Source organism: Natronorubrum marinum, assembly GCF_052040125.1.
GTDB lineage: Archaea > Halobacteriota > Halobacteria > Halobacteriales > Natrialbaceae > Natronorubrum.
Map to the genome: position 1 here is coordinate 93,948 of NZ_JBPPFV010000003.1, position 23,887 is coordinate 117,834.

Here is a 23,887-nt window from a genome sequence, read left to right on the forward strand (position 1 = left end):
CCCCCGAACGCATTTGGGTCTCGCAGTCGCGTCATAGCGTATGAACATCGGGATCATTTCGGACACCCACGACAACGTCGAGGCGATCGAGCGCGCGACCGAGATTTTCGAGGAGGAGGGCGTTGAGATCGTAATCCACTGCGGCGACTTCGTCGCCCCGTTGATGATCGGCTACTTCGACGGCTTCGAACTTCACGGCGTTCTCGGGAACAACGACGGCGACGTCGCGAACCTTCAATCGCAATTCGACGCGCTGGGCGGCGAGAGCGAACTCCACGGCCGCTTCGCGAGCCTCGAGTTCGACGGCCTCTCCGTCGCCGTTCTCCACGGCGAGAGCCTCGAGGAGGTCGAGGCCATCGCGGCCGGCGAGACGTACGACTTCGTCTGTTACGGTCACCACCACGAGCGCGAGCTATCGGACGAGGGACGAACGACCGTGCTCAATCCCGGTGCGCACGTGCTGGCCGCCGAGGACGACCGCACCGTCGCAGTCGTCGACACGCGCACCGAGTCGGTGCGGTTCCGATCGCTCCTCGAGTGATCCGTCGACCGTGCGTTTCGGGTGGCTGTATCGCGTTCTCGTCGGCTGTGCTACATGTACATTCGGTCCTCGGGCCACGACTGGGTGCCGATCGGCACGTCGCCGGCTTCGAGCGTCTCCAGTCGCTCGGCGAGTTCGCTGTAGTAGCGAGTCATCGCCGCGGACCGTTCGCGTAACGGATCGTCGTCGACATCGAGCGCGTAGACCTCGCGCACGAACGCAAGAAACCGAAGCGCCGCGTCGAAGTCCGGTCCCGGCGGATGGATCGGCGTGACGAGCGTTCCGACGGGAGGCGTCTCGCCGTCCAGATTCCGGAGAGTTAGCTCGCTCGGCACGCCGTCGAGAACGCCTCCGTTGAGGGGAACGATGTCGGTGTTCTCGAGTCGTCGCGTTCGGTACTCCGGAGTGCTTACGGCGTAGACCTCGTGTTCGTCGGGGTCGTGGGGGATGGGAATTCCGTGAAAGATCACGATCTCGTCGATATCGGCTTCGGTTCGGCCGATCAGATTCTGAATCGCGTCGACGAACGGTGCGGCGGCCCACACAGGTATCGACAGTTCGCTGAGCACCGCGCAGTAGTCGGCTTCGGTGTCGACCTCCGGCGACGCGTAAACGCGTATCGGGTGTCTCGGCTCGCCGTTTTCGACCGGCGTAATCTGTGGAACGCCGCGGGACCGGACGACGCCGATTTGATCGCAACCTCGAGCGGTCACGAGGTGATCGAGAGCCGTAACGCCTGCGACGCCGAGGTTGGAGAGCGCGACGAAGAGCGTGCCACTCAGTCGGTCGGCAGTCGAAACGGAGCTCTCGTATCGAACGTCTGGGGACATGTGGACTCACACCACCGCGGTGCGTATATTGATGTGGGGGAACGGCACACTCGAGACGTGTAACCGAGGCGCTCACGCGCGGACCAAGCGCTTAACCTCGCTCAGCTAGTACCGTTCCGTATGCAACACGTGAAGATTCCGCAGGACCGCATCGGCGTGCTCATCGGCGAGGGCGGCGAGACGATGCGAGAGATCGAGGCGGAAGCCGAGGTGCGACTCGACATCGATTCGGAGAACGGCTCCGTCGCCGTCGAGACCGTCGGCGATCCCGTGCTCGGTCTCAAGGCACCGGATATCGTCCGTGCGATCGGCCGCGGCTTCGCCCCCGAGGCGGCGTTGCGACTGCTCGAGGACGATATGATTATGTTCGACGTCGTCGATATCGACGCCGCCGCGCGCAACACGAACGACATGAAACGCAAGAAGGGACGACTCATCGGCGAGGGCGGCCGAACCCGCGAACTCATGGAGGAGCTGTCGGGCGCCGACGTCGTCATCTACGGCTCGACGCTCGGGATCATCGGCGCGCCACAGCAGGTCGACGTCGTCCGAACGGCCGCCGAGATGCTCCTCGACGGCGCGCCACACGGCGCCGTCTACTCCTTCCTCGAGGAGAAACACAACGAGATGAAACATCAGGGCATGCAGTACCACCGGTTCCCCGGCGGCCAGTCCTGATCGGGAATCGCTCTATTCGGGCCGGCGATAGACACCGACGAGACCGTCGCTGGCAAACGGGTATCCACATCGGTTCAGTAGTCAGGCATCTTCGCCTCGCTGCCGTGTTCGATCCGTCTCTCGCTGACGGTATTGTCGGCCGCGAGGATTCGATCCAGAAGTGCCGTAGCTCGTTTTCATAAGAGTTCTCCTACATATACATTCTGTTAAGTGCGAAAATAGCCAAAGTTTATAGTTCGATAGTGTGAGCGCAGCACATGTCACAAAGTGCCACAGGAGGGACGATGGTCGAGCGCATGGGCAGCGGAATGGCCACCTGGGTGGAACGGTGGATGCCCAGTCCGTTCCTGTTCGCGATCATCCTCACGTACATCGTGTACATCGCGGCGGTGCTGGGGACGGACGCGGGCGTATTCGAAGCGGTCGAGTTCTGGTACGACGGATTCTGGGCGTTCCTGACGTTCGCGATGCAGATGGTGCTCATCCTAATGACCGGGTTCGTCGTCGCCTACCATCCGCGGGTCAACGCCGGCCTGCAGCGGTTGAGTGAGCTTCCGTCGAACGGGAAGCAAGCGGTCGTCCTCGTCGGCGTGATCGCGATGGTGCTCGCCTGGGTTCACTGGGGACTCGGACTGATCGTCGGCGCGATCTTCGCACGAGAGATGGGCAAAACGGCCTATCGGAACGGAATCGCCGTCCACTACCCGCTGCTGTGCGTGGCGGGCTACATGGGTCTCGGGCTGACCTGGCACTGGGGACTCTCCGGGTCCGCCCCGCTGTTGCTCGCGACCGAGGGCAACGAGTTCATCGAGATGGGCGTGATCGACGAGACCGTCCCCACCTCCGCGACGATCCTGCATCCGTACGCGTTGACGCTCACCGTTCTCTCGATCGCCTTCGCCGCGGTCGTGCTCTACTTGCTGAGTCCGTCGCCCGAGCGCTCGCGGGATATTACGGCGTATATCCCCGAAGACGAACTGTTCGAAACGGCTGCAGACGGCGGCGAAGTGGAGACGGTACCCAAGGATTCGGCCGGAGACTCGTCCGACGAGCGGGTTCCCGCGGAACGACTCAACAACAGCCGGATCATGGGCGGACTCATCGCACTGACTGGACTCGTCATGGTCGGCTATACGTTCGCGACGCTCGGGTTGGACGCACTCGACCTCAACGTCGTCAACTTCGCGTTCCTCATGGCCGGGCTGGCGATCTACACGCGCCCGCAGCTGTACCGCGACCGCTTCGGCGACGCGTCGAACGCCGCTGCGGGAGTCATCCTCCTCTTCCCGTTCTTCGCCGGGATTCAGGGAATAATGGCCTCGTCCGGACTCGCGGAGTCGATGGCGGAAGGACTGCTCGCGATCTCCTCGCCGGAGACGTTCCCGATCTTCGCCTGGCTCGCAGCGGCGATAACTAACATGTTCGTCCCCTCCGGCGGCGGCGAGTGGATCGTCCTCGGACCGTCGGTGCTCGAGGCCGCTCAGGCTCACGGAATTCCGGCCGGCCACGCGACGATGGCCTACGCGGTCGGCGACGCACACACCAATCTATTGAACCCGTTTTGGGCGCTTCCGCTGCTGGCGATCACTCAGATAAAGGCCCGCGAGATGTTCGGATACGCCATCGCCATGTTGCTATTGCTGATTCCGTTCCTCGCGATCGTGCTCTACGTCGTCCCGTACTGAGTGCATCGACCGATTCCACGACTCGATACGGTACGACTCAACACGGCTCGAGACGGTTTCGCCGGTTCCGTCTCGTTCACGGTCTTCGACTCACGATATCGACCGACGCGCACCGATGAATCGTCCCTACTACGGCTGGATCGTCGTCCTGGCGTGCTTCCTCGGGACGTTCGTCGTTTTCGGTCTCTCCTACTCCTTCGGCGTCTTTCTCGAGCGAATGGCCGACGACTTCGCCCGCTCTCGTGGCGTGACGACGATCGCGTTTGGAGTACAGACGCTGATGCTCTACGTCGGAGCCGTGCTCGTCGGCGTCTTCGTCGACCGACTCGGCACCCGGCGAATGCTCGCCATGGGAACGGCGGTGCTCTGTCTCGGCCTGGTCTGGACCAGTCTGGCCTCGTCGTGGGTAACGGTCGTCCTCGCGTACGGCGTCGTCACCGGGATCGGGATGAGCGTCGTCTACGTGGTTGCCTACGCGACCGTCCCGCGCTGGTTCGACCGACGGGCGGGGTTCGCCGGCGGCGTGGCCTCCGCCGGACTCGGCGTCGGGATGCTCGTCGTGGCACCCGCGGCGACCGTGCTCATCGATCGCGTCGGCTGGCGCTCGTCGTTTCTCGTCCTCGCCGGAGTGGTGGCCGTCCTGTTGCTCGTCGCGACGGTACTGATCAGGGACGAACCCACGACGGAGCTGATACCAAGCGCGGAGTTCGCCGACGAGCCCCGATCGCTCGAGGCGAACGGCGACGGCGACCGACGAACGAACGGTGGGGACAGCGAGACTCGAACGCCGGAGGCGGCCGAACGGCCGTCGGTCGGCGAGCAACTCGCCGACGTCTACGCGATCGCGCGCTCGCCGTCGTTCGTCCTGGTCTTCGTCGGCTGGGTAGCGATCTACACGACGATGTACATCGTCTTCGTCCACCTCGTCGTCTACGCCTCCGATATCGGCCTGTCGCGGGCCGCCGGCGCGACCGCGCTCGCCGTCATCGGCGGCGCGAACGCGGTCGGGCGGGTCGGCATCGGCTACGTCTCGGACTACGTCGGTCGCGTGCGCGTGTTCGCGGGCTGTTCGGCGATCATGGGCGTCTCGACGCTGGCGCTGCCGACGATCGAGACGACGCTCGCGCTGTTCGCCTTCGCGCTCGTCTTCGGACTCGCCTACGGCGGGAACGGGGCGCTCCTCGCACCGCTGACCGGCGACCTGTTCGGTCGGGCGAACCTGAACGCCGTCTTCGGACTGATCTCCGGCGCGTTCGCACTGTCCGGTCTCGTCGCGCCGTTTCTCGCCGGTATAGGATACGATACGCTCGGCACGTACGATCCCGCGTTCGCCCTCGCCGGCGTCGCCGCCGTGCTCGGAGCGATGGCGATCGTCGCCGCCGACCGACTGCAGGATTGAGCGACCAGCCATAAATTCGGGCGTTGTGAACACTGGTCTGGCGCCGTCACACCGCGAATTCTCACGCTCTGACGGCGGGTAATCGTTATAAATACCAGTAGCACGGCTGGCAGCGAACTGCCGTACTGCGCCCTCGTAGTGGGATTTGACTCGTACGTTCTCGAAAGATTTATATAGAATCACAAACAATCCTTCGCTTGACTATGGCACAACAGCAGATGGGCAACCAGCCCCTTATCGTTCTCTCGGAGGACAGCCAGCGGACATCCGGCAAAGACGCGCAGTCGATGAACATTCAGGCCGGGAAGGCCGTTGCCGAGTCCGTACGGACCACGCTCGGTCCGAAGGGGATGGACAAGATGCTCGTCGACTCCTCGGGCAACGTCATCGTCACGAACGACGGCGTCACGCTCCTCTCGGAGATGGAGATCGACCACCCCGCTGCCGACATGATCGTCGAAGTCGCCGAAACCCAGGAGGACGAGGTCGGCGACGGCACCACGAGCGCCGTCGTCGTCTCCGGTGAACTCCTCAGTCAGGCCGAGGACCTCTTAGAGCAGGACATCCACGCGACCACCCTCGCGCAGGGATACCGAGAGGCCGCCGAGGAAGCCATCGACGTCCTCGAGGACATCGCCATCGACGTCGAAGCCGACGACACCGAAATTCTCGAGCAGATCGCCGCTACCGCGATGACGGGCAAGGGTGCCGAGAACGCCCGCGACCTGCTCTCCCGACTCGTCGTCGAGGCCGTCCGCTCGGTCGCCGACGGCGACGAGGTCGACACGGACAACATCAAAGTCGAGAAGGTCGTCGGCGGCTCGATCGAGAACTCCGAGCTCGTCGAGGGCGTCATCGTCGACAAGGAGCGCGTCTCCGACAGCATGCCGTACTTCGCCGAGGACGCGAACGTCGCGATCGTCGACGGAGCCCTCGAGATCAAAGAGACCGAGATCGACGCTGAGGTCAACGTCACCGACCCCGATCAGCTCGAGCAGTTCCTCGAACAGGAAGAGGCGCAGCTGCGCGAGATGGCCGAGAAGGTCGCCGACGTCGGCGCCGACGTCGTCTTCGTCGACGGCGGCATCGACGACATGGCCCAGCACTACCTGGCTCAGGAGGGCATCATCGCCGTCCGTCGCGTCAAATCCAGCGATCAGGGCCAGCTCGCCCGCGCGACCGGCGCCACGCCCGTCTCGAGCGTCGACGACCTGACCGAGGACAACCTCGGCTTCGCCGGCAGCGTCGCCCAGAAGGAGATCGCCGGCGACCAGCGCATCTTCGTCGAGGACGTCGACGACGCCAGAGCCGTCACCCTCATCCTCCGCGGCGGCACCGAGCACGTCATCGACGAGGTCGACCGCGCCATCGAAGACTCGCTCGGCGTCGTTCGCACAACGCTCCAGGACGGCAAAGTCCTCGCGGGCGGCGGTGCCCCCGAAGTCGAGCTCTCGCTCGCGCTGCGCGACTACGCCGACTCCGTCGGCGGCCGCGAACAGCTCGCCGTCGAAGCGTTCGCCGACGCCCTCGAGGTCATCCCGCGCACGCTCGCCGAGAACGCCGGGCTTGATCCCATCGACTCGCTCGTCGAACTCCGCGCCGACCACGACGCCGGCGAGACCACGTCCGGCCTCGACGCCTACACCGGCGACACGATTGACATGGCCGAAGAAGGCGTCTACGAGCCGCTTCGCGTGAAGACCCAGGCTATCGAGTCCGCCACCGAGGCGGCCGTCATGCTGCTTCGCATCGACGACGTCATCGCCGCCGGCGACCTCGCGGTTGCCGACGACGACGGCGACGACGAGATGCCGCCGGGCGGCGGTGGCATGGGCGGCGGCATGGGCGGTATGGGCGGCGGCATGGGCGGCATGATGTAAGCGAGGTCTGACCGAAGGGAAGACCTCGGAACTGCGAGCGGCGCAAGCCGCGAGCAAAGCGAGGTTCGGAGCGAACGTAGTGAGCGAGAATCGCTGAAAGCGAGCGGGGAACGACTGCGAGGCGTGAACGTAAACAGAGAGGGAGCGGAGTTCCCTCAGCAGTCTGGCTACGCCCGACGGCGACAGAGCTTCCCACAAGCGGAGGTTAGCTGGGTTGGGAGATCTACGGTTTGGAATCCTTTAACGAATGTTGGCAGTGCCGGTCGACAATCGAAAATTTTTGCGATAGTGAGAGACAGAGTCTCCCGAACCACTATGCTATCGTTACCTATCCACTGTTAAGACCGGGATTTAGGGTATCTTTTGCTTCGACATCCTGTTCGATGGTGGAAGGGTGCGACCTACCACTCAAAGGCCGAGTCCCGATATTGTCCATTGGGATAGGATAGGTAGACCACCTCGGTTAGCATTCAATCTGTCAAAGAGTATTTAAAACTACGTGGAGGCGCTGTTTTCCCGCGCTAAAGCACAAGGATTTAATACACAGTTTTGGTGTATAATCAAAGAAAAATAAAGATAGTAAAGTGTAAAGTAATTTAAAATGAACTATTCTGTATGGATAGAAGGACCATACTCCAGACAATAGGAACTGGTGTTAGTATGGGGGCATTCGCAAGCCCTACGGCTGCAACTCCCAAGGATGCCGACCCACTAACAAAATTAGAAATAGAGGCAGAAGAATTGCAAAGCGGCGACACACGCCAATACTATACTCAGGTTCGGACGTCCCTCCCGGAGAAGCGATGGAAGCGTTTCTCAGAGAACGATACAATCCAGGAAACGGACAAGATAAAAATCCGGTTAGGATAGAGGACCTCGTGGGAATGAAAATAGCTGGAACAGGAATTCCAGAACACATCCGTCTCAAAGCTCCACTTAATTCAAGTAAATGTAAAATTCAAGATTATGTTGAATTTCGATTGCTAGAAAACGGTGTAAGACCAGTGGTGCAGCGTGTCTACTCCTTGGAGGGATTGCAGGCGTTGTAGGCGGTGTTATGGTTATTTTCCCAGAACCGGGTTCAACAGCAGCAGGGACACTAGCAATCTCCAGCATTCTATCCGGTAGTTGTGGAATAATTGAAGGTGTTGACGATATTGTAGACGAATGCAATGTGAGTGAAATAACTATATGCCAATTTCAGCCTTGTTGGTACTGTGTTCCACAATTACAGTTGTGGCCAACGGATTGTATCTGAACTAGATATTATTAGAAACATACTATCGAAAGGTTTAATATACTAAGTGATTCTGATAATATCAGAAATGAATGGTCGTAAAGTATCAGGAATACTCGCTGTTATCGGAGGTGGGTTAGTAATAAGTTCAGGCAAACTAGGTTCACTAACTGGATACGAGAACGGTGGTCCGATTATGATGTTGGTTGGAGGAATACTATTACTGGCAGCTGGCGGAATCGCTTTCTCGTCACTCTAAGAATTGAGTCCGTTCTGGCAGTCACAACTGTTGGTCCCGTAGTACAAGGGCGACTTCCAGCCTATCTCTCGGGTGGGAAGTGGAACACCCCTCGGACTGAAATGGATCAACGTTCACCTATACGGTTTCACGAACCACGACCTGCTGACCGTCCTCGAGACGTGAGTGCCGCGATCTCGAGCCTTCCTTCCCCAGGGCAATCATAGACGGCACGACGCTCACGATGAAATGGACCAGCGCAGTGTCCGCCATCACCACCAATTCTCTCGACACATCAATGCGATCGGGACCGACGCCCGGGGAAACACGAACTACATGACGGCCAACGAGAGTGTCTTTCAGTCCTCGCTCTGCGCTCGAGCCCCCGGCCCCTCCCACGCGCCGAATCTCGAAATCGCGACCAGCAGGCCCCAAGAGAGCCCCACGCCGACGAGCGCGAAGCCGATCAGAAGGCCGAAGAAGGCCTCGAGACCGATCCCCAGTGCGAAGCCGCCGATGGCGATACTCGCCGCGCCGAGGCCGAACTCGCCGAGGTAGGTGTAGCCGTAGGAGAGCCCGCGGGCGTCTTCGGGCGTGTGAACTGCGACGGCCTCCTGGTAGAACGGCTGGATCGCAAAGAGGAAGAAACCGAGGACGGCACAGAGGGCGACGATCGGGCCGAGTCCCATCTCCCGAACCGGGACGAAGGCAACCGCGAGAACGGCGAGCACGGCGAAGATACCGGCGAGACCGCGCTCGACGCGAATTCTATCGGTGAGTTTGCCGCCGGCGTACTGGCCGGCGATGCCGACGACGAGCAGGCCGACGTAGATGTAGTCCGCGGGTTCGATCCCCTCGAACCCGGTCGGCAGGTCGAGGACGGCCATCGCCGGCGCGTCGTGGAGGATCTCGGGCAGGTAGGTGAGGATGCCGCGGTAGAACAGCCCCTCGAACGTGACGATGGCGAAGACGACGGCGAACGCGCTCGCGAACAGGGCGCGCGACCCGGAGACGAATTCGGACAGCGAGAGCGGTTCGGAGGCGTCGGAGACGTCGTCGGCGTCGACCGCACCCGCCGGGTCGAAGTTCGCGCTGAGTCCGTACGCGAGGCCGACGAAGCCGGGGACGGCGAGAACGGCGGCGACGTATTGCCACTCGAGGCCGACCATCAGGAGCGTCGCGGTGACGAACGGGCCGAGCGCGATACCGACGTTACCGGCGATGCCGTGGTAGGCGAAGACCGTCGGCCGCTCTTCGACGCCGGTGCTGATCAGTGCGAGGCCGGCGGGGTGATAGACGCTCGCGGCGATTCCCCAGCAGACGAGCGCGAGGGCGATCGTCGCGATCGAGTTCGCGAACGCGAGGGCCACGAACGCGAGCGCCATCCCGCCGAGACAGACGAGGATCAGCCGTTTGGGTCCGTAGCGGTCCGTGAGGACGCCGGCGGGTAGTGCACCGAGGCCGAACGGCGCGTAGCCCAGGGCGACGATCAGGCCGAAGACCGCAACGCCGGCGTCGGGAAACTCGGTCAGCCAGACGACGAGAAAGATCGGGATCGAGGTCTCGAACCAGTGGACCAGCGAGTGGCCCAGCATCGTGAAGTTCGCGATCGCTCGATCGTTGTCGGGAAGTCCGAACACAGTTCGTTCAGTGCGATAGTACACCCGCTATCGATATTTAATTGGTCGTGTTTTGGCCGTACAGTCGAGTTATCCACATAACAGGTCCGGCGAAAACTCGCCGCGTGTCGGCACTGAAAGCCCGACTGTGCCGGCCTGACAATTCGAACCTACTAAGACGATGCCGCAATATTCGCCACTATGAACACGCTTCTGCTGGACAGCGGCGACGTCGACGACTACGCGCAACTCGGCGACGTCATCGAGGCAGTCGAGCAAGCATTCGCCGCTTTCGAGCGCGGAGACACGCAGATGCCCGCGAAATCCTACATTGACCTCCCGCAGTACAACGGCGACTTCCGATCGATGCCGGCCTATCTGGCGACCGACGACTGGGACGCCGCCGGCCTGAAGTGGGTCAACGTTCACCCGGACAACCCCGGAGACCACGACCTGCCCACCGTTCTGGGGACGATGATCTACTCCGATCCCGAGACCGCCTTCCCGAAGGCGATCATGGACGGCACGACGCTCACGATGAAACGCACCGGCGCCGCAGCGGCCGTCGCGACTGACTACCTCGCCGTCGACGACGCCTCGAGTCTCGGTCTCGTCGGCGCTGGCGTCCAGTCCTATACGCAACTTGAGGCGATCAGCGAGATCCGATCGATCGAGGAGGTCGTCGTCTCGGACCCCGACGATGCGCGCGTCGACGCGTTCGTCGACGCGTACGACGACCGGTTCGACGTACGCAGCGGATCCATCTCCGAGGCCGGCCACTGCGATATCCTCTCGACGGTGACGCCCGTCAGAGACCCCATCGTCGGCCCGGAAGACGTCGGCGACCGTACCCACATCAACGCGATCGGCGCCGACGCGGAAGGAAAACACGAACTGGCCGACGACCTCCTGCGAGCCGCGACGATCGTCATTGACGACCACGAGCAGTGCACTCACTCGGGTGAGATCAACGTCCCCTACCACGAGGGCACCCTGACCGACGACGACATCCACGCCGAGATCGGTGAGGTCGTCGTCGGCTCGAAACCGGGCCGGACGGACGAAACCGGCGTCACCGTCTTCGACTCGACCGGACTCGCCATTCAGGACGTCGCTGCAGCCCACGTCGTCTACGAGAACGCTCGAGCCGCGGGCGACGGCCATCCGTTTGATCTCGTCGGCGTCGGCGACGCAAACTGAAATCGCGTCCCCCTCGAACTATTCTCAATCGCGGAGTCGCCGGGGAACCGATCCCGTCATCCGAAGTTCGTCGCAGTAGTAGGCGACGGGATCGCCCGTCGGCGCCGGCAGGTCGTTCACCTCGAACATCGTATTCTCGTCGATCGTAACGGTTGCAGGCTGTAACGGCCACGGGTCGTGTGCGATTTCGCCCGACAGGACGCCCCGATTCTCCTCGGCGGCGTAGAACCGTCGCCGCTCGACGAGCCAGTAGGCGAGCGTGTCCGGCTCCGGGGTGAAGACGTCGCCGTCGGGCTGATACGTCGCGGAGAACCGTGCCGTGGGTTGGTCGTCGTCGAACCGCGGCCGAGCGCCGACGGTAGTCTGTCCTCGCGTGCTCGAGAACACGACCCCGTCCTCGTCGCCGGAACTGACCCGCATATGGGCGTGGTAGACCGGCAACCGGGTCGTTCGACCGACGGTCGCGGCGATCAACGGGCTTCCGACATCGATGCTGAAGAAGAACAGGCCGGGATCGCCGCGGTGGCGGACGTACGTCCGGACGTTGAGTTCGGCGACCGCCGTTCGGGCGATGGGCGGTGATCCGCGGATACCAGCATTCGTGAGCACGAACGTGAGGACGCTGAGCCAGGCGTCGCCGTCGTAGGTCTCGAGCGTCAACTCGTCAGGTATGTGTGACCGAAGCGCGTCGGGATCGGCGGGCCAGTTGAGAAACGCCCCGTCCCGCCACGTCATCGACGCGACGTGTGGCGCGGTCGGCGACGAGCCGTCGGCGAACGTCCATCGGAACGGATCGGTTCGTTTCCGTCGTTGTGTCCGCGTCCGTTGCTGTCTGTGTTGTGTCATCCTCGAGAATCAGCGCGGGGGCTGTACGTCTCGATACGGCGGGAGGCGATATAAAGCAGACAGTCGTCTGTCAGAAGTGGTGGTGGTTCGATACCGACCGCGGTTAGTCCTCGATCTCGATCGCCGGCCGGCCGGGTTCGGCGTTCGTGACCACGCTGTCGTCGGCTTCCTCGGCGCGGACGACCGACACCGGCGCGTCGAACTCGCGTTCGATCAGCCACGCGGCGGACTCGAGGGCCGCGTGCTCGTCGTCGAGACCGAGCGTCATCGAGAGCGCCTCGCGTCCAGCCTGCAGGTCCTGTCCGTAGCTGGCGGCGGCGTCGCCCTGCTCGCGAATGTGTGATTCCTGCATGAGCTCGCCGATCAGGTTGTCGGCGTCGCTCTCGATCGCGATCTCGAGGGCGTCGTACATCCAGTCCGGAGCCACGACGACGTCGATCGACTCGGGGTCCTCGATGCCGGCCACCTCGACGATGTCCCGGATGTCCTCGCGGGTGTTCCGGACCAGCCGTCGGCGCTTAGCGACGTAGTCGCGGTCGACCTGCGCGGTCGGCCACTCGGCGTCGACGACGAAGCCGTCGTACCCCAGTTCGTCCCACAGCTCCTCGGCCAGGTGGGGGGCGACGGGTGCGAGCAGACGAACGACGGCCGACAGTCCGCGTTCGTAGGTTTCGGCGTGGGGTTCGGCGTAGTCGGCGTACTGCCGGAGCGTCCGCGTCAGATCCTGGGTTTCGCGCAGCGCCCGGTTGAACGTTAGCTCGTCGTACTTGCCGCTGGCGATGGCGATCGTCGCGTCGATCTCCGCGTCGACGTAGCTCGCGATGGCGTCGTCGTCGCCGTTCGGTTGGCCATTGACGTACTCGTCGACCATCTCCTGTAGTCGCGTGAGGAACGCGTAGGTCGACCGAACGCCCTCCTCGCTCCAGTCGAAGTCGCGTTCGGGCTGGGCGGCCTGCATCATGAACAGCCGCGCGGTGTCGGCGCCGTACTCCTCGACGATCCGCTGGGGCGAGACCGTGTTCCCCTTCGACTTGGACATCTTCTCGCCCTCCAACTGGACCATCCCCTGGGCCAGCAGGTTCGTGAAGGGTTCGCGGTGCTCGAGCCCCTCGTGGTCCGCCAGTACCTTCGTGAAGAACCGAGAGTAGAGCAGGTGCATCACGGCGTGTTCGATGCCGCCGACGTACTGGTCGACGGGCATCCAGTCGTTGGCCCGCTCGAGGTCGAAGGGCACGTCTTCCGCGCCGGGCGAGACGTAGCGCAGGAAGTACCACGAGGAGTCGACGAAGGTGTCCATCGTGTCCGTCTCGCGGGTGGCGTCGCCCCCACAGTCAGGACAGGTCGTCGCCTTCCACTCCTCGGCGGCGTCCAACGGATTGCCGGTGGTGTTGATGAATTCGGGTAACTCGACCGGGAGATCCTCGTCGGGAACCATAACCGGACCGCAGTCCTCGCAGTGGATCACCGGAATCGGGGTCCCCCAGTAGCGCTGCCGGGAGATTCCCCAGTCGCGAAGCTGATACTGGGTGGACTCCGCGGCGCTGTCGATATCCTCGGTCAGTCGTTCGCGAGCCGTCTGGCTCTCGAGACCGGAGTACTCCCCCGAGTTCACGAGGACGCCGTCGTCGGTGAACGCCTCCTCGCTGACGTCCGGCGCGTCGGGGACGGTCTCGCCGTCCCAGTCGTCCGGCTTCGGCGCGATGACGGGTACGATCTCCTCGTCCATCTTCGTCGCGAAGGCGTGGTCGCGCTCGTCGTGGCCCGGGACGGCCATCAGCGCGCCCGTCCCGACGTCCGAGAGGACGAAGTCGGCGACGTAGACGGGAATCTCCTCGCCCGTGACGGGGTTCGTCGCGGTCAGATCGGTCGCGACGCCGTTCGGTTCGTCGCCCTCGGGATCGGCCTCGTGCTCGACGAACTGTCGAACGTCGTCGTCCGTCTCGGCCAACTCCTCGCTGATCGGGTGGTCCGGCGCGAGCGCGAAGAACGTCGCGCCGTGGATGGTGTCGACGCGGGTGGTGAAGGCCTCGACGGAGCCATGGCCTGCGACCTGAAATTCCAGTTCCGTCCCGAACTGCCGCCCGATCCAGTTGCGCTGCATCTGGCGCACCGAGTTCGGCCAGCCCTCGAGGTCGTCGATCGACTCGAGCAACTCGTCCGCGTACTCGGTGATTCGCAGGAACCACTGCTCGAGTTCGCGCTGTTCGACCGGCGTGTCACAGCGCCAGCAGAGTTCGGCTTCGCCCTCGACCTGCTCGTCGGCCAGCACGGTCTCGCAGTGGGGACACCAGTTGACCTCGGCGTCGCGACGCTCGACGAGTCCTTCGTCGTGGAACCGCGAGAAGAGCCACTGGTTCCACTGGTAGTACTCCGGCGTGCAGGTGGCGATTTCGCGATCCCAGTCGTAGCCAAAGCCCATCGACTCCATCTGGTCGGTCATCGTGTCGATGCAGTCGAACGTCCAATCCCGGGGGTTGGTGTCGCGCTCCTTGGCCGCGTTCTCGGCGGGGAGACCGAAGGCGTCCCAGCCCATGGGATGGAGGACCTCGTCGCCCTGCATGCGTCGGAATCGGGCGTAGGCGTCCGTGATCGTGTAGTTCCGCACGTGGCCCATGTGGAGTTTACCCGACGGGTAGGGGTACATACCGAGGACGTACGTCGGATCCTCGACGTCGTCGGGCGTCCGATAGGCGTCTTCGTCATCCCACGCCTCCTGCCAGCGCCGTTCGACCGCCGCGTGGTCGTATCCCGCGTCGCTCATTCTTATATACATCTAGGACGGGACGCCACCCTATACCTTTCCATACCGTAGCCCGCCGGGTCGTCGAAGGCTCCAGCACCGGTCCCTCAAGAACGACGCTTATGGCGGACCCACGCCCGGCCCGAGACGCGAACTCATAGGGAGCAACGTAGGCGTTCATCGGTTCGGAATACAGGACCGAGAAACACGACCCAGTCGAAAATCACGAAACACCCGGGTGGCTACGATACTCCCTGTCAGAGGACACCGATGATCGCGACGACCAGGCCGACACCGACGAGTATCCCGCCAGCGGCCTTTCGGAGGCGGACCTCCGAGCGAACCCGTTCTTGCTGCGCTTCGAGGGAGTCGGCCGCGATCACGAGCGGCGTCTCGTCGGTCCCTCGCAGGACGTATCCGTCGGGCGTCTCGATCAGTTCGCCTCGAACGATCAGTTCGTCGCCGTCACGGACGACGGTAGCCTGATACTTGTCCGGCATGGTGGTCTTCCCGCCGACGTTTACGGTAAACTCCAGGTCACTGACGACGCCGCCCTCGCCCGCCAACCCGGTCCGCTCGAGGAAACGATTGACCGGACCGAGGTCGCCGAGATAGGATTCGGTCGCGGGCTCGCCGAGAAACAGCCCCGACGAATCGAAGGGGTCGTCGCCCTCCTGAATCGCCAGCGTCGTCGCGTCCACGCGGACGCGGTCCCAGCTGTGATCGACGGCGAACTCGCCGGCCGTGAGCTCGGCCTCGTCGGTCCGCCACCGGGTGCCGTTCGCCGCGCTCTCCTTCTGGCGCACCCGCCACGCCCAGAGGGCGGCGTCGTCGCCCCCGATCGGATCGGGGCCCGTCCGCGTCGGCGACGCCGGCTCGAGGACGGAGACCGGGCCGCTGATCGTCGTCTCGCCGCCCTGCTCGACCGGCTCGTCGCCCGCCGACGCGAGTTCGCCGATCGTCTCGTGTCGACCGCCGAGTTCGCTGGCTCGAGACAGAACGATACCCCCGAACAGGAGAAAGGCCCCGGCGAAGACGAGTGCGGTCACTTGGACCATAGCAGGAAGTTGTCATCCAGGTATAATACTTTCCCGGAAATATCCAATCGCGGTGACGGTCCAGCCGGTGATCGAGTGGATACTATCGGCGCTTTCGCGACCGCCTCCGCACGGCTACCTCGCCCCGTTCGGCCGATCTACCGGCCGCCGCCGGAACCGAAATCCGGGGCCTCGAAGAGTGGCAGCGCCGGCTACTCGATATCGATCTGACGCGACTCCTCCCCGCCCGACACCTTCGGCAGTCGAACCGTCAGCACGCCGTTCTCGTAGCCCGCCGACACCTCTTCCTCCTCGACCGGTTCCGGCAACCGAATGCGGCGGTTCGCCGACGTTCGCGTCCGTTCGCGCCGGAGGTAACGTCCGTCCGCCGAGGCCTCCTCGTCCTCGCGACTGGCCTCGAGGCGCAGCGTCCCCTCCGAGAGCGTCAGTTCGATGTCGTCGGTCTCGTAGCCGGGCAGATCGGCCGTGACGAGGTACTCCTCACCCGTGTCGACGACGTCGGCCGGGACCGATCCCGGCACCTGGAGACCGCCGCTGGTCATTCCCGATTCGACCTGCCGGCTGACGCGGTCGAGCATCTCCTCGATATCCTCGAAGGGGTTCTTTCGCATGCTCGCTGGTACGGGTTCGAGCAGGATAAATTCTGCCCGCGATAGAAGGTCACAACAGACTACTCCGGCAGCGACACCAGCCCGTCGTCGAGCGCGTCTAACAGGACGTCACGCGCGTGGCCGTCCGGATCGACGCCGTCGTAGACCGCCTTCACCTTGCCGTCGGCGAGAAGGAAGGTCGTCCGCGTCGTGACGCCGCTATCCCGCAGTTCGACGTCGAATGCGTCGGCGATCTCGGCATCCGGATCGGCCAGCAGGTCGAACTCGAGGCCCTCCTGTTGGCAAAAAGAGTCGTGCGAGTCGACGTCGTCCCGCGAGACGCCGTAGACCGTCACGCCGGCATCCTGATAGGTCTCGTGCTCGCGCTGGAACTGGTTGGCTTCGATCGTACAGCCGGGGGTGTCGTCTTTCGGGTAGAAGTAGACGACCGTCGGCTCGTCGAACTCGAGGCGAACCTCTTCGCCGTCCTGATTCGGTGCGGTCACGGTTGGGGCGTCGGATCCTTCGTCGAGTGTCATACGCGTACTCCCGCGGGGACGCGGAAAATCGTTTGCGGTCCGACGAACCTGACCGATAGAATCGCAGCGACATCGCTCGACGAACGAAATATGATTTCGGGAGCAAGTGCCGAAACAACGGATGGATAGCGAACGCAACCCCCGAATTCTGTCTCCTACGAGACCGTAGGTTGGTTTGGACGTAATAATTGATTAGTCGTCCACGGCGGTCGCTTCAGTAATCAAAGAGAGATAGTCAATTTCGCGTACTATTCCTCGTTCTTCGTAGTTAAACGACACCATCGTTTCCTCGCCGGGAGAGAGTTCGTGATCGTCCGGATCGAAGCCGATAAACTCTCCACTTCCGAACACCACCCAGATACTCCCTTCGTTATCGTCGGCTTCGGTCCCCGGCCAGATTCCGAAATTTTCGTCCGAACTCAAACTTTGATCTTGGGCCCCCGAAACGGTCTCTTCGATCTGTTCTCCGTCAAACGCGAACTGGATCTCTACCGTCTGCGTGCCCCGATTCGTAATCGAGAACACGCTCCGAAGAAACGTGAACCCGTTTCGGTTGAGTCCCTGACTCTCTCCGACTGTTCCCGATAAATCGAGTTCGAGAAGACCGTCGTTGTCACTGGTGGCAAATTCACTCTGCGGAGTAAGCGTGAGTAGTGCGCTCGCGTCACCGGCAGTTTCGACCGTGACCTGACGCTCGGCTGTCACCTGGCTGAACGCACCCGTCCCGAGAAATGTACCGGCGGCCGCCAGTCCGCCGAAACCAACGAGGACGGTGCGTCTACTCGTCATGACGTACAGGATGGTGTCTTTACTCATAACAGTGAGTGTTTGACCGCTCTCGGGCAGATACGACCGGTCGAATCAACCGAAACCCGCTGCGACGGGGGTGCTGTCGGCGCTGGCCGTGGTAAAATCGAAGCGTACCGCAGCGTACTCAGCTATCACTGCTCGAGGAGGACGGTCACAGCAGTTATCTCGCTTGAGAGTCCAGTGTTCAGTAATGAAGCGCCGGACACTTCTGGGAGTGGGAACCATCTCTATCGGTGCCGGTGCGCTGTACGGAACCAACGCGTTTAGCTCGATTAGTGCCGAACGCGGGGGCCCGATCAACACGGCAGAAGATTCGAGCGCCCTGCTCGGAATTGACCGTGATGTGACCCCTCCGACGGTCACAAACAATAGCCCGCTATTTATGAACGTAGAGCTCAGAAGCGATACAGTCGAGTTCGACGTGAGCGGCGACGGTAGCTTCGAACAACCTGTGATGGTCAATCTCCCATCGACAACGTCTCGAGAGATTCAATTCAGAGGCGGTGGCGAAGTGACGCTCTCAGCAGACCTGTTCAGAGACGGACCCGACGGATCCTACGCCGGGACCATTTCGATCGAGAGGGATTTTACTGCGCCTCCCGTCCGAGGCGTCGATGGCAGCGCTCAAGCCGGAGGACCAAACGGCCAATTCAGCTTTCAGCTGGAAAACACCGGCAATACTGATATCGAAATTACGGCGATGAGTGTCGATCAAACGAACACCGACGCAACTCGAGTCAGCAATCCGGGGACGCTGAGTGCAGACGGCGTCGAGGTCGCGACTGGCGGTTTCGATATCGGTGGCGACTTCGTTACGTTTACCCAAAACGTATCGATAGACGCGGAGGCAGGTCCCGTGGAGTTCAACTTCAACAAGTTTCGAAACCCCGACGCCCAAGGGAGTCCGAACGTCAACATGGAAGGCGCAACTGTCGAGATCACCGTCAGATACACCAGTTCCAACCAGGAGCCGTCGACGACTGAAATCGTCTTGGAAGATCCCAACTAATCTCAGAGCCGTGATACGGTCGAAAACACGGGGGCACCGGACGCGAGCAGCGGTCGAGTTCCCGAATGTGCGTACGGGTCGTGAGAGTCGCTGATTCTGATCTACTGCCGCGTATGTGACATAGACGGTTAACTTCTATCGGATAATAGATGATCCGTGCGTGATCCAATCGCGCTGCAAATCCGATAGTGACGCTGAGAGGGCTACCCGTCCGCACTCACGCTTCTCAGCACGTTCAGCGGAAAACAGTGGAAGTTCAAACTGAGAAGGCGAGACTGATCGTCCCGAGACCGCCTACACTGGTTGCGAACCCCGACCCTACCCGACCACGTGCTCGGTGTCGTACGATCCCAGCCGCCGAACCCAGCCCTTCTCAGCCAACTTCTCGAGATCCTCGATCGCCTCCTTCGTCCGGGCCTCGTAGAGGCCGGCCTCGATGTCGACGTGGAAGACGTAGTCGCCCAATCGCTGGCCGCTCGGCCGGGATTCGACGCGCGTGAGGTTGATATCGCGGTTCGCGAAGGGCTGGAGCAGTTCGAGCAACAGCCCCGGATAGTTCGCGTTCGGGTAGACCACGAGCGAACTCTTGCCGCCGCCCTTCGAGCGCTCCTCGGCGGGCGCGAGCGCGAAGAAGCGCGTCGCGTTCGAGTCCTGATCTTGGATGTCCTCGGCGAGCACCTCGATGCCGTTACCGCCGTTGTCCGGGTGGGCGATGCCCGCGATCGACGGGTCGTCGCGGGCGAACTCGACGCTCTGGGCCGTACTCGCGACGGCCTCGAGGGTGGCGTCGGGGTACTCGCGCTCGAGGTAGGAGCGACACTGGGCGAGCGCCTGCGAGTGGCTGGCGATCGTGTCGAACTCCGGGCTCTGGGCGAGCAGCGCGTGTTTGATGGGGGTGACGATCTCGCGGACGACGGCGACGTCGTACTCCGCGAGCGCGTCGAGACTCTCCGTAACGGAGCCCTCGATGCTGTTCTCGATCGGAATGACGCCGCGGTCGTACTCGCCGCCGGCGACGGCGTCGACGATCGCCGTTACCGACTGGCGAAAGTCGATCTCGTCGCCGTTCGCGACCGCCGTCGCCGCCCGATGCGAGTAGGTTCCTTCGGGACCCAGCGTAACTGCAGCCATTACGTGGTGATACCCGCGACGGGATCAAAAGGTCTCGGGTCCCGCGAGGTTTGCGACCGGTTGGCGATTCAGGCCGTCGCCGTGACGATATCGTCCTCGTACTGGCCGACGGCTTCGAGGACCGCGTTCCGGTCGTCCGCCGGGACGTCGAACTCCTCGAGCGTCGCCTCGAGGTGGGCGACGATGGCGTCGAAGTCGGGTTTCGTGATCTCGAGGTCGTCGTGTGCGGCCTCCATGTCTTCGCCGGAGTAGTCGACGGGACCGCCCGCGACCGCGCTGATGAACTGCGTCTGATGGGCGCGTTGTTTCTGCATATCGACGTCGTCGAAGTAGTGGGCGACCTGTTCGTCTGCAATTACGCGTTCGTAAAACCGGTCGACGACTGCCGCGATGGCGTCCTCGCCGCCGAGTCGGTCGTACAGAGTTTCGCTCATCCGGCCGGTCCTACGAATGGCGGGTGTATAAGTGTCCGTCCGAACGTGTTCCCGTCGGAATTTCCGGAAGAGAGATATCGTCGATACCGGTCAGGTTCCGCCGCAAATCGATCACAGCGAAGCCCTGTAGACACATATAATCGAGTCGACCGGTTAGCGGCCGACAAGCGTGCGCTTTTCATACCCGAGGCGACGACTCATCCCTATGAGAACGCGCGGGACGCTTCGATTGGCGACACGGGGGTCCACACTCGCTCGGCGGCAGGCCTCGCTGGTACAGGAGGCCTTAGAGGATCGGCGGTACGAGGTCGAACTCGTCACCGTCGACACGACGGGCGACCAGATCAGAGACGAACTGATCCATCGACTGGGGAAGACCGGCGCGTTCGTCCGCGAACTCGACGAGCGCGTCCTCGAGGGCGACCTCGACGGCGCGATCCACTCGATGAAGGACATGCCCACCGAACAGCCCGAGGAGCTGGTGACCGCCGCCGTGCCGGAACGCGGGAAGCCGGGCGACGTCCTCGTCACGCCCGACGGCTCGACCCTCGAGGAACTCCCCGACGGCGCGACCGTCGGCACCTCGAGTCTCCGCCGTCGCGCACAACTGCTCTCCGAGCGACCCGACCTCACGGTCGAGCCGCTGCGTGGGAACGTGGACACGCGCCTCGAGAAACTGCTCGCGCCCGCGCTGCAGGCAGAACACGAGGAGCGGACGGAAGCTGACAAGGAGCGCAAGGGAAACACCGGGAACGACGACTTCGAACCCGAGTTCGACCAGACCGTCGACGACTGGTTCGACGGCCGCTCCGAACTCGAGCGACAGGCCCTCGGCCGCGAGGTCGAGACCGAGTTCGACGCCATCGTGCTGGCCCAGGCGGGCCTCGAGCGCAGCGGCTTCGCCCACTACGTCGACTACCGGAAACTGCCGACGAACGCGTTCGTCCCGGCACCTGGCCAGGGCGCGCTCGCGGTGACCGCAGTCGACGGCGAGACGGCCCGCGAGATCCAGTCGGTGATCGATCACCCGCGCAGCCGCGTCGAGACGACCGTCGAACGGACGCTCCTCGCGGAACTCGGCGGCGGCTGTATCGCGCCGATCGGGATCTACGCGGTCGTCCAGGGCGAGTACGTCCACGCGAACGTCAGCGTCTTCGACCGCGACGGCGAGGAGTCGGTCGTGGCGGGCCGCGACCTACCGATCGAGAGCCACGTCGAGGCCGCCCGCGAGTTCGCGCAAGATCTGGCCGATCGCGGCGCAGCAGAACTGATCGAGCAGGCTCGAAAGGCAGCCGACGAAGACGAGGACGAAGCCGACATCTCCGAGGAAGAAAAGCCGGAGGGGAAGTAGATGGCAGAGACGAACACGTCGACGGAGGCCACCGAATTCGATCCCGTCGACGCCGACCCCGGCACCGTCTACCTCGTCGGCAGCGGCCCCGGCGACCCCGAACTCCTGACCGTCAAGGCCCACCGACTGCTCGAGTCGGCCGACGTCGTCCTCCACGACAAGCTTCCGGGCCCGAAGATCATCGAAATGCTTCCCGAAGACCGCCGCGAGGACGTCGGCAAACGCGCCGGCGGCGAGCGCACGCCGCAGTCCGAGATCAACGAGCGACTGGTCGAACTCGCCCGCGAAGGGAAGTCGGTCGTTCGGCTCAAGGGCGGCGATTCGTTCGTCTTCGGCCGCGGCGGCGAGGAAGCCGAGTACCTCGCGGCCCACGACGTCCCGTTCGAGGTCGTGCCCGGAGTTACGTCGGCCATCGCGGCACCGGCCGTCGCCGGCGTCCCGGTTACCCACCGCGACCACGCCTCCTCCGTCTCGTTCGTCACGGGTCACGAGGATCCGACCAAGGAGGAGTCCGCCGTCGACTGGGGCGCGCTCGCCGCGACCGGCGGCACCATCGTCGTCCTGATGGGCGTCGGCCGGCTTCCCGACTACACGAAAGCCCTACTCGAGTCCGGCATGGCCCCCGAGACGCCCGTTGCCCTCGTCGAACGCGGCACCTGGCCGGGCCAGCAGGTCGCGACGGGAACGCTCGAGACCATCGTCGACGCCCGCGACGAGGCCGATATTTCGCCGCCCGCGGTGACGGTAATCGGCGACGTTGCCGCCAGTCGCGAGTCGGTGGTCGACTTTCTGCAAAACGACTACGGCGACGCCAGCGAGGACGACTGAGGGGAACCCACGATGAGCGAGACACCAGAAACCCCCGCTGTCGCCGTCTTCCGGCCCGACGACGAACGGATCGCGGATGCAATCTGCCTGCTCGAGGACCTCGACGCCGATCCCGTGGCGGACCCGATGCTCGCCGTCGAACCGACCGACGCGACGCCCCGAACCGACGCCGACTACGTCGTCTTCACCAGCAAGACGGGCGTGGAACTCGTCTCCGAGGCGGGCTGGGAGGTAAGCGGCGAAACCGTCTGTGCGATCGGTCCCGCAACAGCCGACGCCCTCCGCAGGGAGGGGTACGCAGTCGATATCGTCCCCGAGGAGTTCACCTCGAGCGGACTCGTCGCTACGCTAGCAACCGAGATCGACGGCGCGCGGGTCGAAGTCGCCCGCAGCGACCACGGCAGTCCGGTGTTGCTCGACGGCTTCGAGGACGCTGGCGCGTACGTCCACGAAACGATCCTCTACCGGCTCGTCCGACCCGACGGAAGCGGCGAGTCCGCTGCGCTCGCCGCCACAGGCGACCTCGACGCCGTCTGCTTCACCTCGTCGCTGACCGTCGAACACTTCCTCGAGGCCGCGGCCGAGCGGGGGATCCGTGCGGAGGCACTCGAGGGACTCACAGAGGCCACCGTCGGCGTCATCGGTGCGCCGACGGCCGAAACCGCCGCCGCACGCGGACTCGACGTCGACGTGGTCCCCGACGAGGCCACGTTCGAGACGCTCGCCCGGGAGACGCTCGAAGCCGTTCGACGCGTCGACGAGTAGCCAAGTCGATCACGCAATCGAGCCAGGCAGGCGCGCGTAGAGCGCGTGATATTGCCTCACAACCAGCGCTGGCAAGGTCAACGTCTACCTCCGCGAAACCACTTCTATCTACTGTCAATGGCAGTAGAAACGTTTCGCAAGAGTAGCCTGGATCCACCGAACTCCGTCGGGCTCCGAGCCGCGTTTCTCGTCCTCTGGGCGATCGACGCTATCGCAGCGACGCTGTTCTTTCTGGTTCCGTACGCGACCGAACTCAACCCCGTCACCGTCTTCTTCTACGGGCTGTTCGGACTGCCCGGCGTACTGCTCGCGGCCCTCTGCTACGCCGCCGCCGTCGTCCTGATCGGCCACGTCCTCTCGGACCCGATGGACGTCCGCTTCGTCGGGTTCATCGTCGCACTGTACACCCTGCTCGCGGTCAACAACGTCCTGCTGCTCCTGTTCCGCGAACCGGTGGTCGAGATGGTCTTTCTCTGAAC

Annotated in this window: 22 protein-coding genes; 12 read left to right on the plus strand and 10 right to left on the minus strand. The window is 63.3% G+C overall.

Annotated elements, in window-relative coordinates; all coding sequences use genetic code 11:
• Positions 1 to 40: 40 nt before the first annotated feature.
• The gene (locus tag ACSFC5_RS16745) at positions 41 to 541 is read left to right on the plus strand and encodes a metallophosphoesterase (RefSeq protein ID WP_440766387.1); all 501 of its coding nucleotides are present in this window, start codon (positions 41 to 43) and stop codon (positions 539 to 541) included.
• 50 nt (positions 542 to 591) lie between these two features.
• Here ACSFC5_RS16745 and ACSFC5_RS16750 read toward each other — a convergent pair whose 3' ends face one another.
• Positions 592 to 1,371, minus strand: coding sequence for a proteasome assembly chaperone family protein (locus ACSFC5_RS16750; RefSeq protein WP_440766388.1), 780 nt, complete (start codon positions 1,369 to 1,371; stop codon positions 592 to 594).
• A 120-nt stretch (positions 1,372 to 1,491) separates the two neighbouring features.
• Between ACSFC5_RS16750 and ACSFC5_RS16755 the strand changes: the two genes are divergently transcribed.
• From ACSFC5_RS16755 to ACSFC5_RS16775, 5 genes are all read left to right on the plus strand, one after another.
• Positions 1,492 to 2,049, plus strand: coding sequence for a KH domain-containing protein (locus tag ACSFC5_RS16755; protein WP_440766389.1), 558 nt, complete (start codon positions 1,492 to 1,494; stop codon positions 2,047 to 2,049).
• 257 nt (positions 2,050 to 2,306) lie between these two features.
• Positions 2,307 to 3,734, plus strand: a complete 1,428-nt coding sequence (locus tag ACSFC5_RS16760; protein ID WP_440766390.1) for a short-chain fatty acid transporter — start codon at positions 2,307 to 2,309, stop codon at positions 3,732 to 3,734.
• A gap of 115 nt (positions 3,735 to 3,849) precedes the next feature.
• Entirely contained in the window at positions 3,850 to 5,133 is a 1,284-nt protein-coding gene (locus tag ACSFC5_RS16765) for an MFS transporter (RefSeq protein WP_440766391.1), read from the plus strand.
• A 218-nt stretch (positions 5,134 to 5,351) separates the two neighbouring features.
• A complete protein-coding gene (gene thsA / locus ACSFC5_RS16770; RefSeq protein WP_440766981.1) occupies positions 5,352 to 7,013 on the plus strand; it encodes a thermosome subunit alpha in 1,662 nt (553 codons plus the stop codon).
• An 803-nt stretch (positions 7,014 to 7,816) separates the two neighbouring features.
• A complete protein-coding gene (locus ACSFC5_RS16775; RefSeq protein WP_440766392.1) occupies positions 7,817 to 8,062 on the plus strand; it encodes a hypothetical protein in 246 nt (81 codons plus the stop codon).
• 785 nt (positions 8,063 to 8,847) lie between these two features.
• Here ACSFC5_RS16775 and ACSFC5_RS16780 read toward each other — a convergent pair.
• Positions 8,848 to 10,083, minus strand: a complete 1,236-nt coding sequence (locus ACSFC5_RS16780) for an MFS transporter (RefSeq protein WP_440766982.1) — start codon at positions 10,081 to 10,083, stop codon at positions 8,848 to 8,850.
• 225 nt (positions 10,084 to 10,308) lie between these two features.
• On the opposite strand from ACSFC5_RS16780, the gene ACSFC5_RS16785 reads away from it, so the two are divergent.
• Entirely contained in the window at positions 10,309 to 11,307 is a 999-nt protein-coding gene (locus tag ACSFC5_RS16785) for an ornithine cyclodeaminase family protein (protein ID WP_440766393.1), read from the plus strand.
• A gap of 24 nt (positions 11,308 to 11,331) precedes the next feature.
• Here ACSFC5_RS16785 and ACSFC5_RS16790 read toward each other — a convergent pair whose 3' ends face one another.
• From ACSFC5_RS16790 to ACSFC5_RS16815, 6 genes are all read right to left on the minus strand, one after another.
• Positions 11,332 to 12,153, minus strand: coding sequence for a YqjF family protein (locus ACSFC5_RS16790; protein WP_440766394.1), 822 nt, complete (start codon positions 12,151 to 12,153; stop codon positions 11,332 to 11,334).
• A gap of 103 nt (positions 12,154 to 12,256) precedes the next feature.
• Positions 12,257 to 14,914: a leucine--tRNA ligase gene (gene leuS / locus ACSFC5_RS16795; RefSeq protein WP_440766395.1), complete on the minus strand. Its 2,658-nt coding sequence runs from the start codon at positions 14,912 to 14,914 to the stop codon at positions 12,257 to 12,259.
• A gap of 236 nt (positions 14,915 to 15,150) precedes the next feature.
• Complete coding sequence (locus tag ACSFC5_RS16800; protein ID WP_440766396.1) at positions 15,151 to 15,951, minus strand: hypothetical protein; 801 nt, start codon at positions 15,949 to 15,951, stop codon at positions 15,151 to 15,153.
• Between the two features lie 191 nt (positions 15,952 to 16,142).
• Positions 16,143 to 16,562 carry an Hsp20/alpha crystallin family protein gene (locus ACSFC5_RS16805; RefSeq protein ID WP_440766397.1) on the minus strand — a complete coding sequence of 140 codons (420 nt, stop codon included), beginning with the start codon at positions 16,560 to 16,562 and terminating at the stop codon, positions 16,143 to 16,145.
• A 59-nt stretch (positions 16,563 to 16,621) separates the two neighbouring features.
• Positions 16,622 to 17,080, minus strand: a complete 459-nt coding sequence (locus tag ACSFC5_RS16810) for a peroxiredoxin (RefSeq protein WP_440766398.1) — start codon at positions 17,078 to 17,080, stop codon at positions 16,622 to 16,624.
• Positions 17,081 to 17,272: 192 nt separating this feature from the next.
• A complete protein-coding gene (locus ACSFC5_RS16815; protein ID WP_440766399.1) occupies positions 17,273 to 17,869 on the minus strand; it encodes a hypothetical protein in 597 nt (198 codons plus the stop codon).
• A gap of 211 nt (positions 17,870 to 18,080) precedes the next feature.
• Between ACSFC5_RS16815 and ACSFC5_RS16820 the strand changes: the two genes are divergently transcribed.
• Positions 18,081 to 18,899, plus strand: a complete 819-nt coding sequence (locus ACSFC5_RS16820) for a hypothetical protein (protein WP_440766400.1) — start codon at positions 18,081 to 18,083, stop codon at positions 18,897 to 18,899.
• Positions 18,900 to 19,217: 318 nt separating this feature from the next.
• On the opposite strand, the gene pheA is transcribed toward ACSFC5_RS16820, so the two are convergent.
• Together pheA and ACSFC5_RS16830 are read right to left on the minus strand one after the other, a co-directional pair.
• Complete coding sequence (gene pheA / locus ACSFC5_RS16825; RefSeq protein WP_440766401.1) at positions 19,218 to 20,030, minus strand: prephenate dehydratase; 813 nt, start codon at positions 20,028 to 20,030, stop codon at positions 19,218 to 19,220.
• A gap of 68 nt (positions 20,031 to 20,098) precedes the next feature.
• On the minus strand, positions 20,099 to 20,464 hold the full coding sequence (locus ACSFC5_RS16830; RefSeq protein ID WP_440766402.1) for a group I truncated hemoglobin: 366 nt from the start codon (positions 20,462 to 20,464) through the stop codon (positions 20,099 to 20,101).
• A gap of 205 nt (positions 20,465 to 20,669) precedes the next feature.
• Here ACSFC5_RS16830 and hemC point away from each other — a divergent pair, with 205 nt between their 5' ends.
• The 4 genes from hemC (at position 20,670) to ACSFC5_RS16850 (ending at position 23,885) form a co-directional block, all read left to right on the plus strand.
• On the plus strand, positions 20,670 to 21,815 hold the full coding sequence (gene hemC, locus ACSFC5_RS16835; protein WP_440766403.1) for a hydroxymethylbilane synthase: 1,146 nt from the start codon (positions 20,670 to 20,672) through the stop codon (positions 21,813 to 21,815).
• On the plus strand, positions 21,816 to 22,643 hold the full coding sequence (gene cobA / locus ACSFC5_RS16840) for a uroporphyrinogen-III C-methyltransferase (RefSeq protein WP_440766404.1): 828 nt from the start codon (positions 21,816 to 21,818) through the stop codon (positions 22,641 to 22,643).
• Positions 22,644 to 22,655: 12 nt separating this feature from the next.
• Positions 22,656 to 23,408, plus strand: coding sequence for a uroporphyrinogen-III synthase (locus ACSFC5_RS16845; RefSeq protein WP_440766405.1), 753 nt, complete (start codon positions 22,656 to 22,658; stop codon positions 23,406 to 23,408).
• A 117-nt stretch (positions 23,409 to 23,525) separates the two neighbouring features.
• Entirely contained in the window at positions 23,526 to 23,885 is a 360-nt protein-coding gene (locus ACSFC5_RS16850) for a hypothetical protein (RefSeq protein ID WP_440766406.1), read from the plus strand.
• Positions 23,886 to 23,887: the final 2 nt, after the last annotated feature.

Bases quoted from the DNA above. Each gene is read 5' to 3' on its own strand.
- ACSFC5_RS16755 (WP_440766389.1), top strand. From the start codon at position 1,492: ATGCAACACGTGAAGATTCCGCAGGACCGCATCGGCGTGCTCATCGGC.
- hemC (WP_440766403.1), top strand. From the start codon at position 20,670: ATGAGAACGCGCGGGACGCTTCGATTGGCGACACGGGGGTCCACACTC.
- ACSFC5_RS16820 (WP_440766400.1), top strand. From the start codon at position 18,081: ATGAAGCGCCGGACACTTCTGGGAGTGGGAACCATCTCTATCGGTGCC.
- ACSFC5_RS16760 (WP_440766390.1), top strand. From the start codon at position 2,307: ATGTCACAAAGTGCCACAGGAGGGACGATGGTCGAGCGCATGGGCAGC.
- ACSFC5_RS16805 (WP_440766397.1), bottom strand. From the start codon at position 16,562: ATGCGAAAGAACCCCTTCGAGGATATCGAGGAGATGCTCGACCGCGTC.
- pheA (WP_440766401.1), bottom strand. From the start codon at position 20,030: ATGGCTGCAGTTACGCTGGGTCCCGAAGGAACCTACTCGCATCGGGCG.
- ACSFC5_RS16745 (WP_440766387.1), top strand. From the start codon at position 41: ATGAACATCGGGATCATTTCGGACACCCACGACAACGTCGAGGCGATC.
- ACSFC5_RS16815 (WP_440766399.1), bottom strand. From the start codon at position 17,869: ATGACGAGTAGACGCACCGTCCTCGTTGGTTTCGGCGGACTGGCGGCC.
- ACSFC5_RS16800 (WP_440766396.1), bottom strand. From the start codon at position 15,951: ATGGTCCAAGTGACCGCACTCGTCTTCGCCGGGGCCTTTCTCCTGTTC.
- ACSFC5_RS16780 (WP_440766982.1), bottom strand. From the start codon at position 10,083: ATGCTGGGCCACTCGCTGGTCCACTGGTTCGAGACCTCGATCCCGATC.
- leuS (WP_440766395.1), bottom strand. From the start codon at position 14,914: ATGAGCGACGCGGGATACGACCACGCGGCGGTCGAACGGCGCTGGCAG.
- ACSFC5_RS16830 (WP_440766402.1), bottom strand. From the start codon at position 20,464: ATGAGCGAAACTCTGTACGACCGACTCGGCGGCGAGGACGCCATCGCG.
- ACSFC5_RS16765 (WP_440766391.1), top strand. From the start codon at position 3,850: ATGAATCGTCCCTACTACGGCTGGATCGTCGTCCTGGCGTGCTTCCTC.
- ACSFC5_RS16810 (WP_440766398.1), bottom strand. From the start codon at position 17,080: ATGACACTCGACGAAGGATCCGACGCCCCAACCGTGACCGCACCGAAT.
- cobA (WP_440766404.1), top strand. From the start codon at position 21,816: ATGGCAGAGACGAACACGTCGACGGAGGCCACCGAATTCGATCCCGTC.
- ACSFC5_RS16790 (WP_440766394.1), bottom strand. From the start codon at position 12,153: ATGACACAACACAGACAGCAACGGACGCGGACACAACGACGGAAACGA.
- ACSFC5_RS16785 (WP_440766393.1), top strand. From the start codon at position 10,309: ATGAACACGCTTCTGCTGGACAGCGGCGACGTCGACGACTACGCGCAA.
- ACSFC5_RS16775 (WP_440766392.1), top strand. From the start codon at position 7,817: ATGGAAGCGTTTCTCAGAGAACGATACAATCCAGGAAACGGACAAGAT.
- ACSFC5_RS16850 (WP_440766406.1), top strand. From the start codon at position 23,526: ATGGCAGTAGAAACGTTTCGCAAGAGTAGCCTGGATCCACCGAACTCC.
- ACSFC5_RS16845 (WP_440766405.1), top strand. From the start codon at position 22,656: ATGAGCGAGACACCAGAAACCCCCGCTGTCGCCGTCTTCCGGCCCGAC.
- ACSFC5_RS16750 (WP_440766388.1), bottom strand. From the start codon at position 1,371: ATGTCCCCAGACGTTCGATACGAGAGCTCCGTTTCGACTGCCGACCGA.
- thsA (WP_440766981.1), top strand. From the start codon at position 5,352: ATGGGCAACCAGCCCCTTATCGTTCTCTCGGAGGACAGCCAGCGGACA.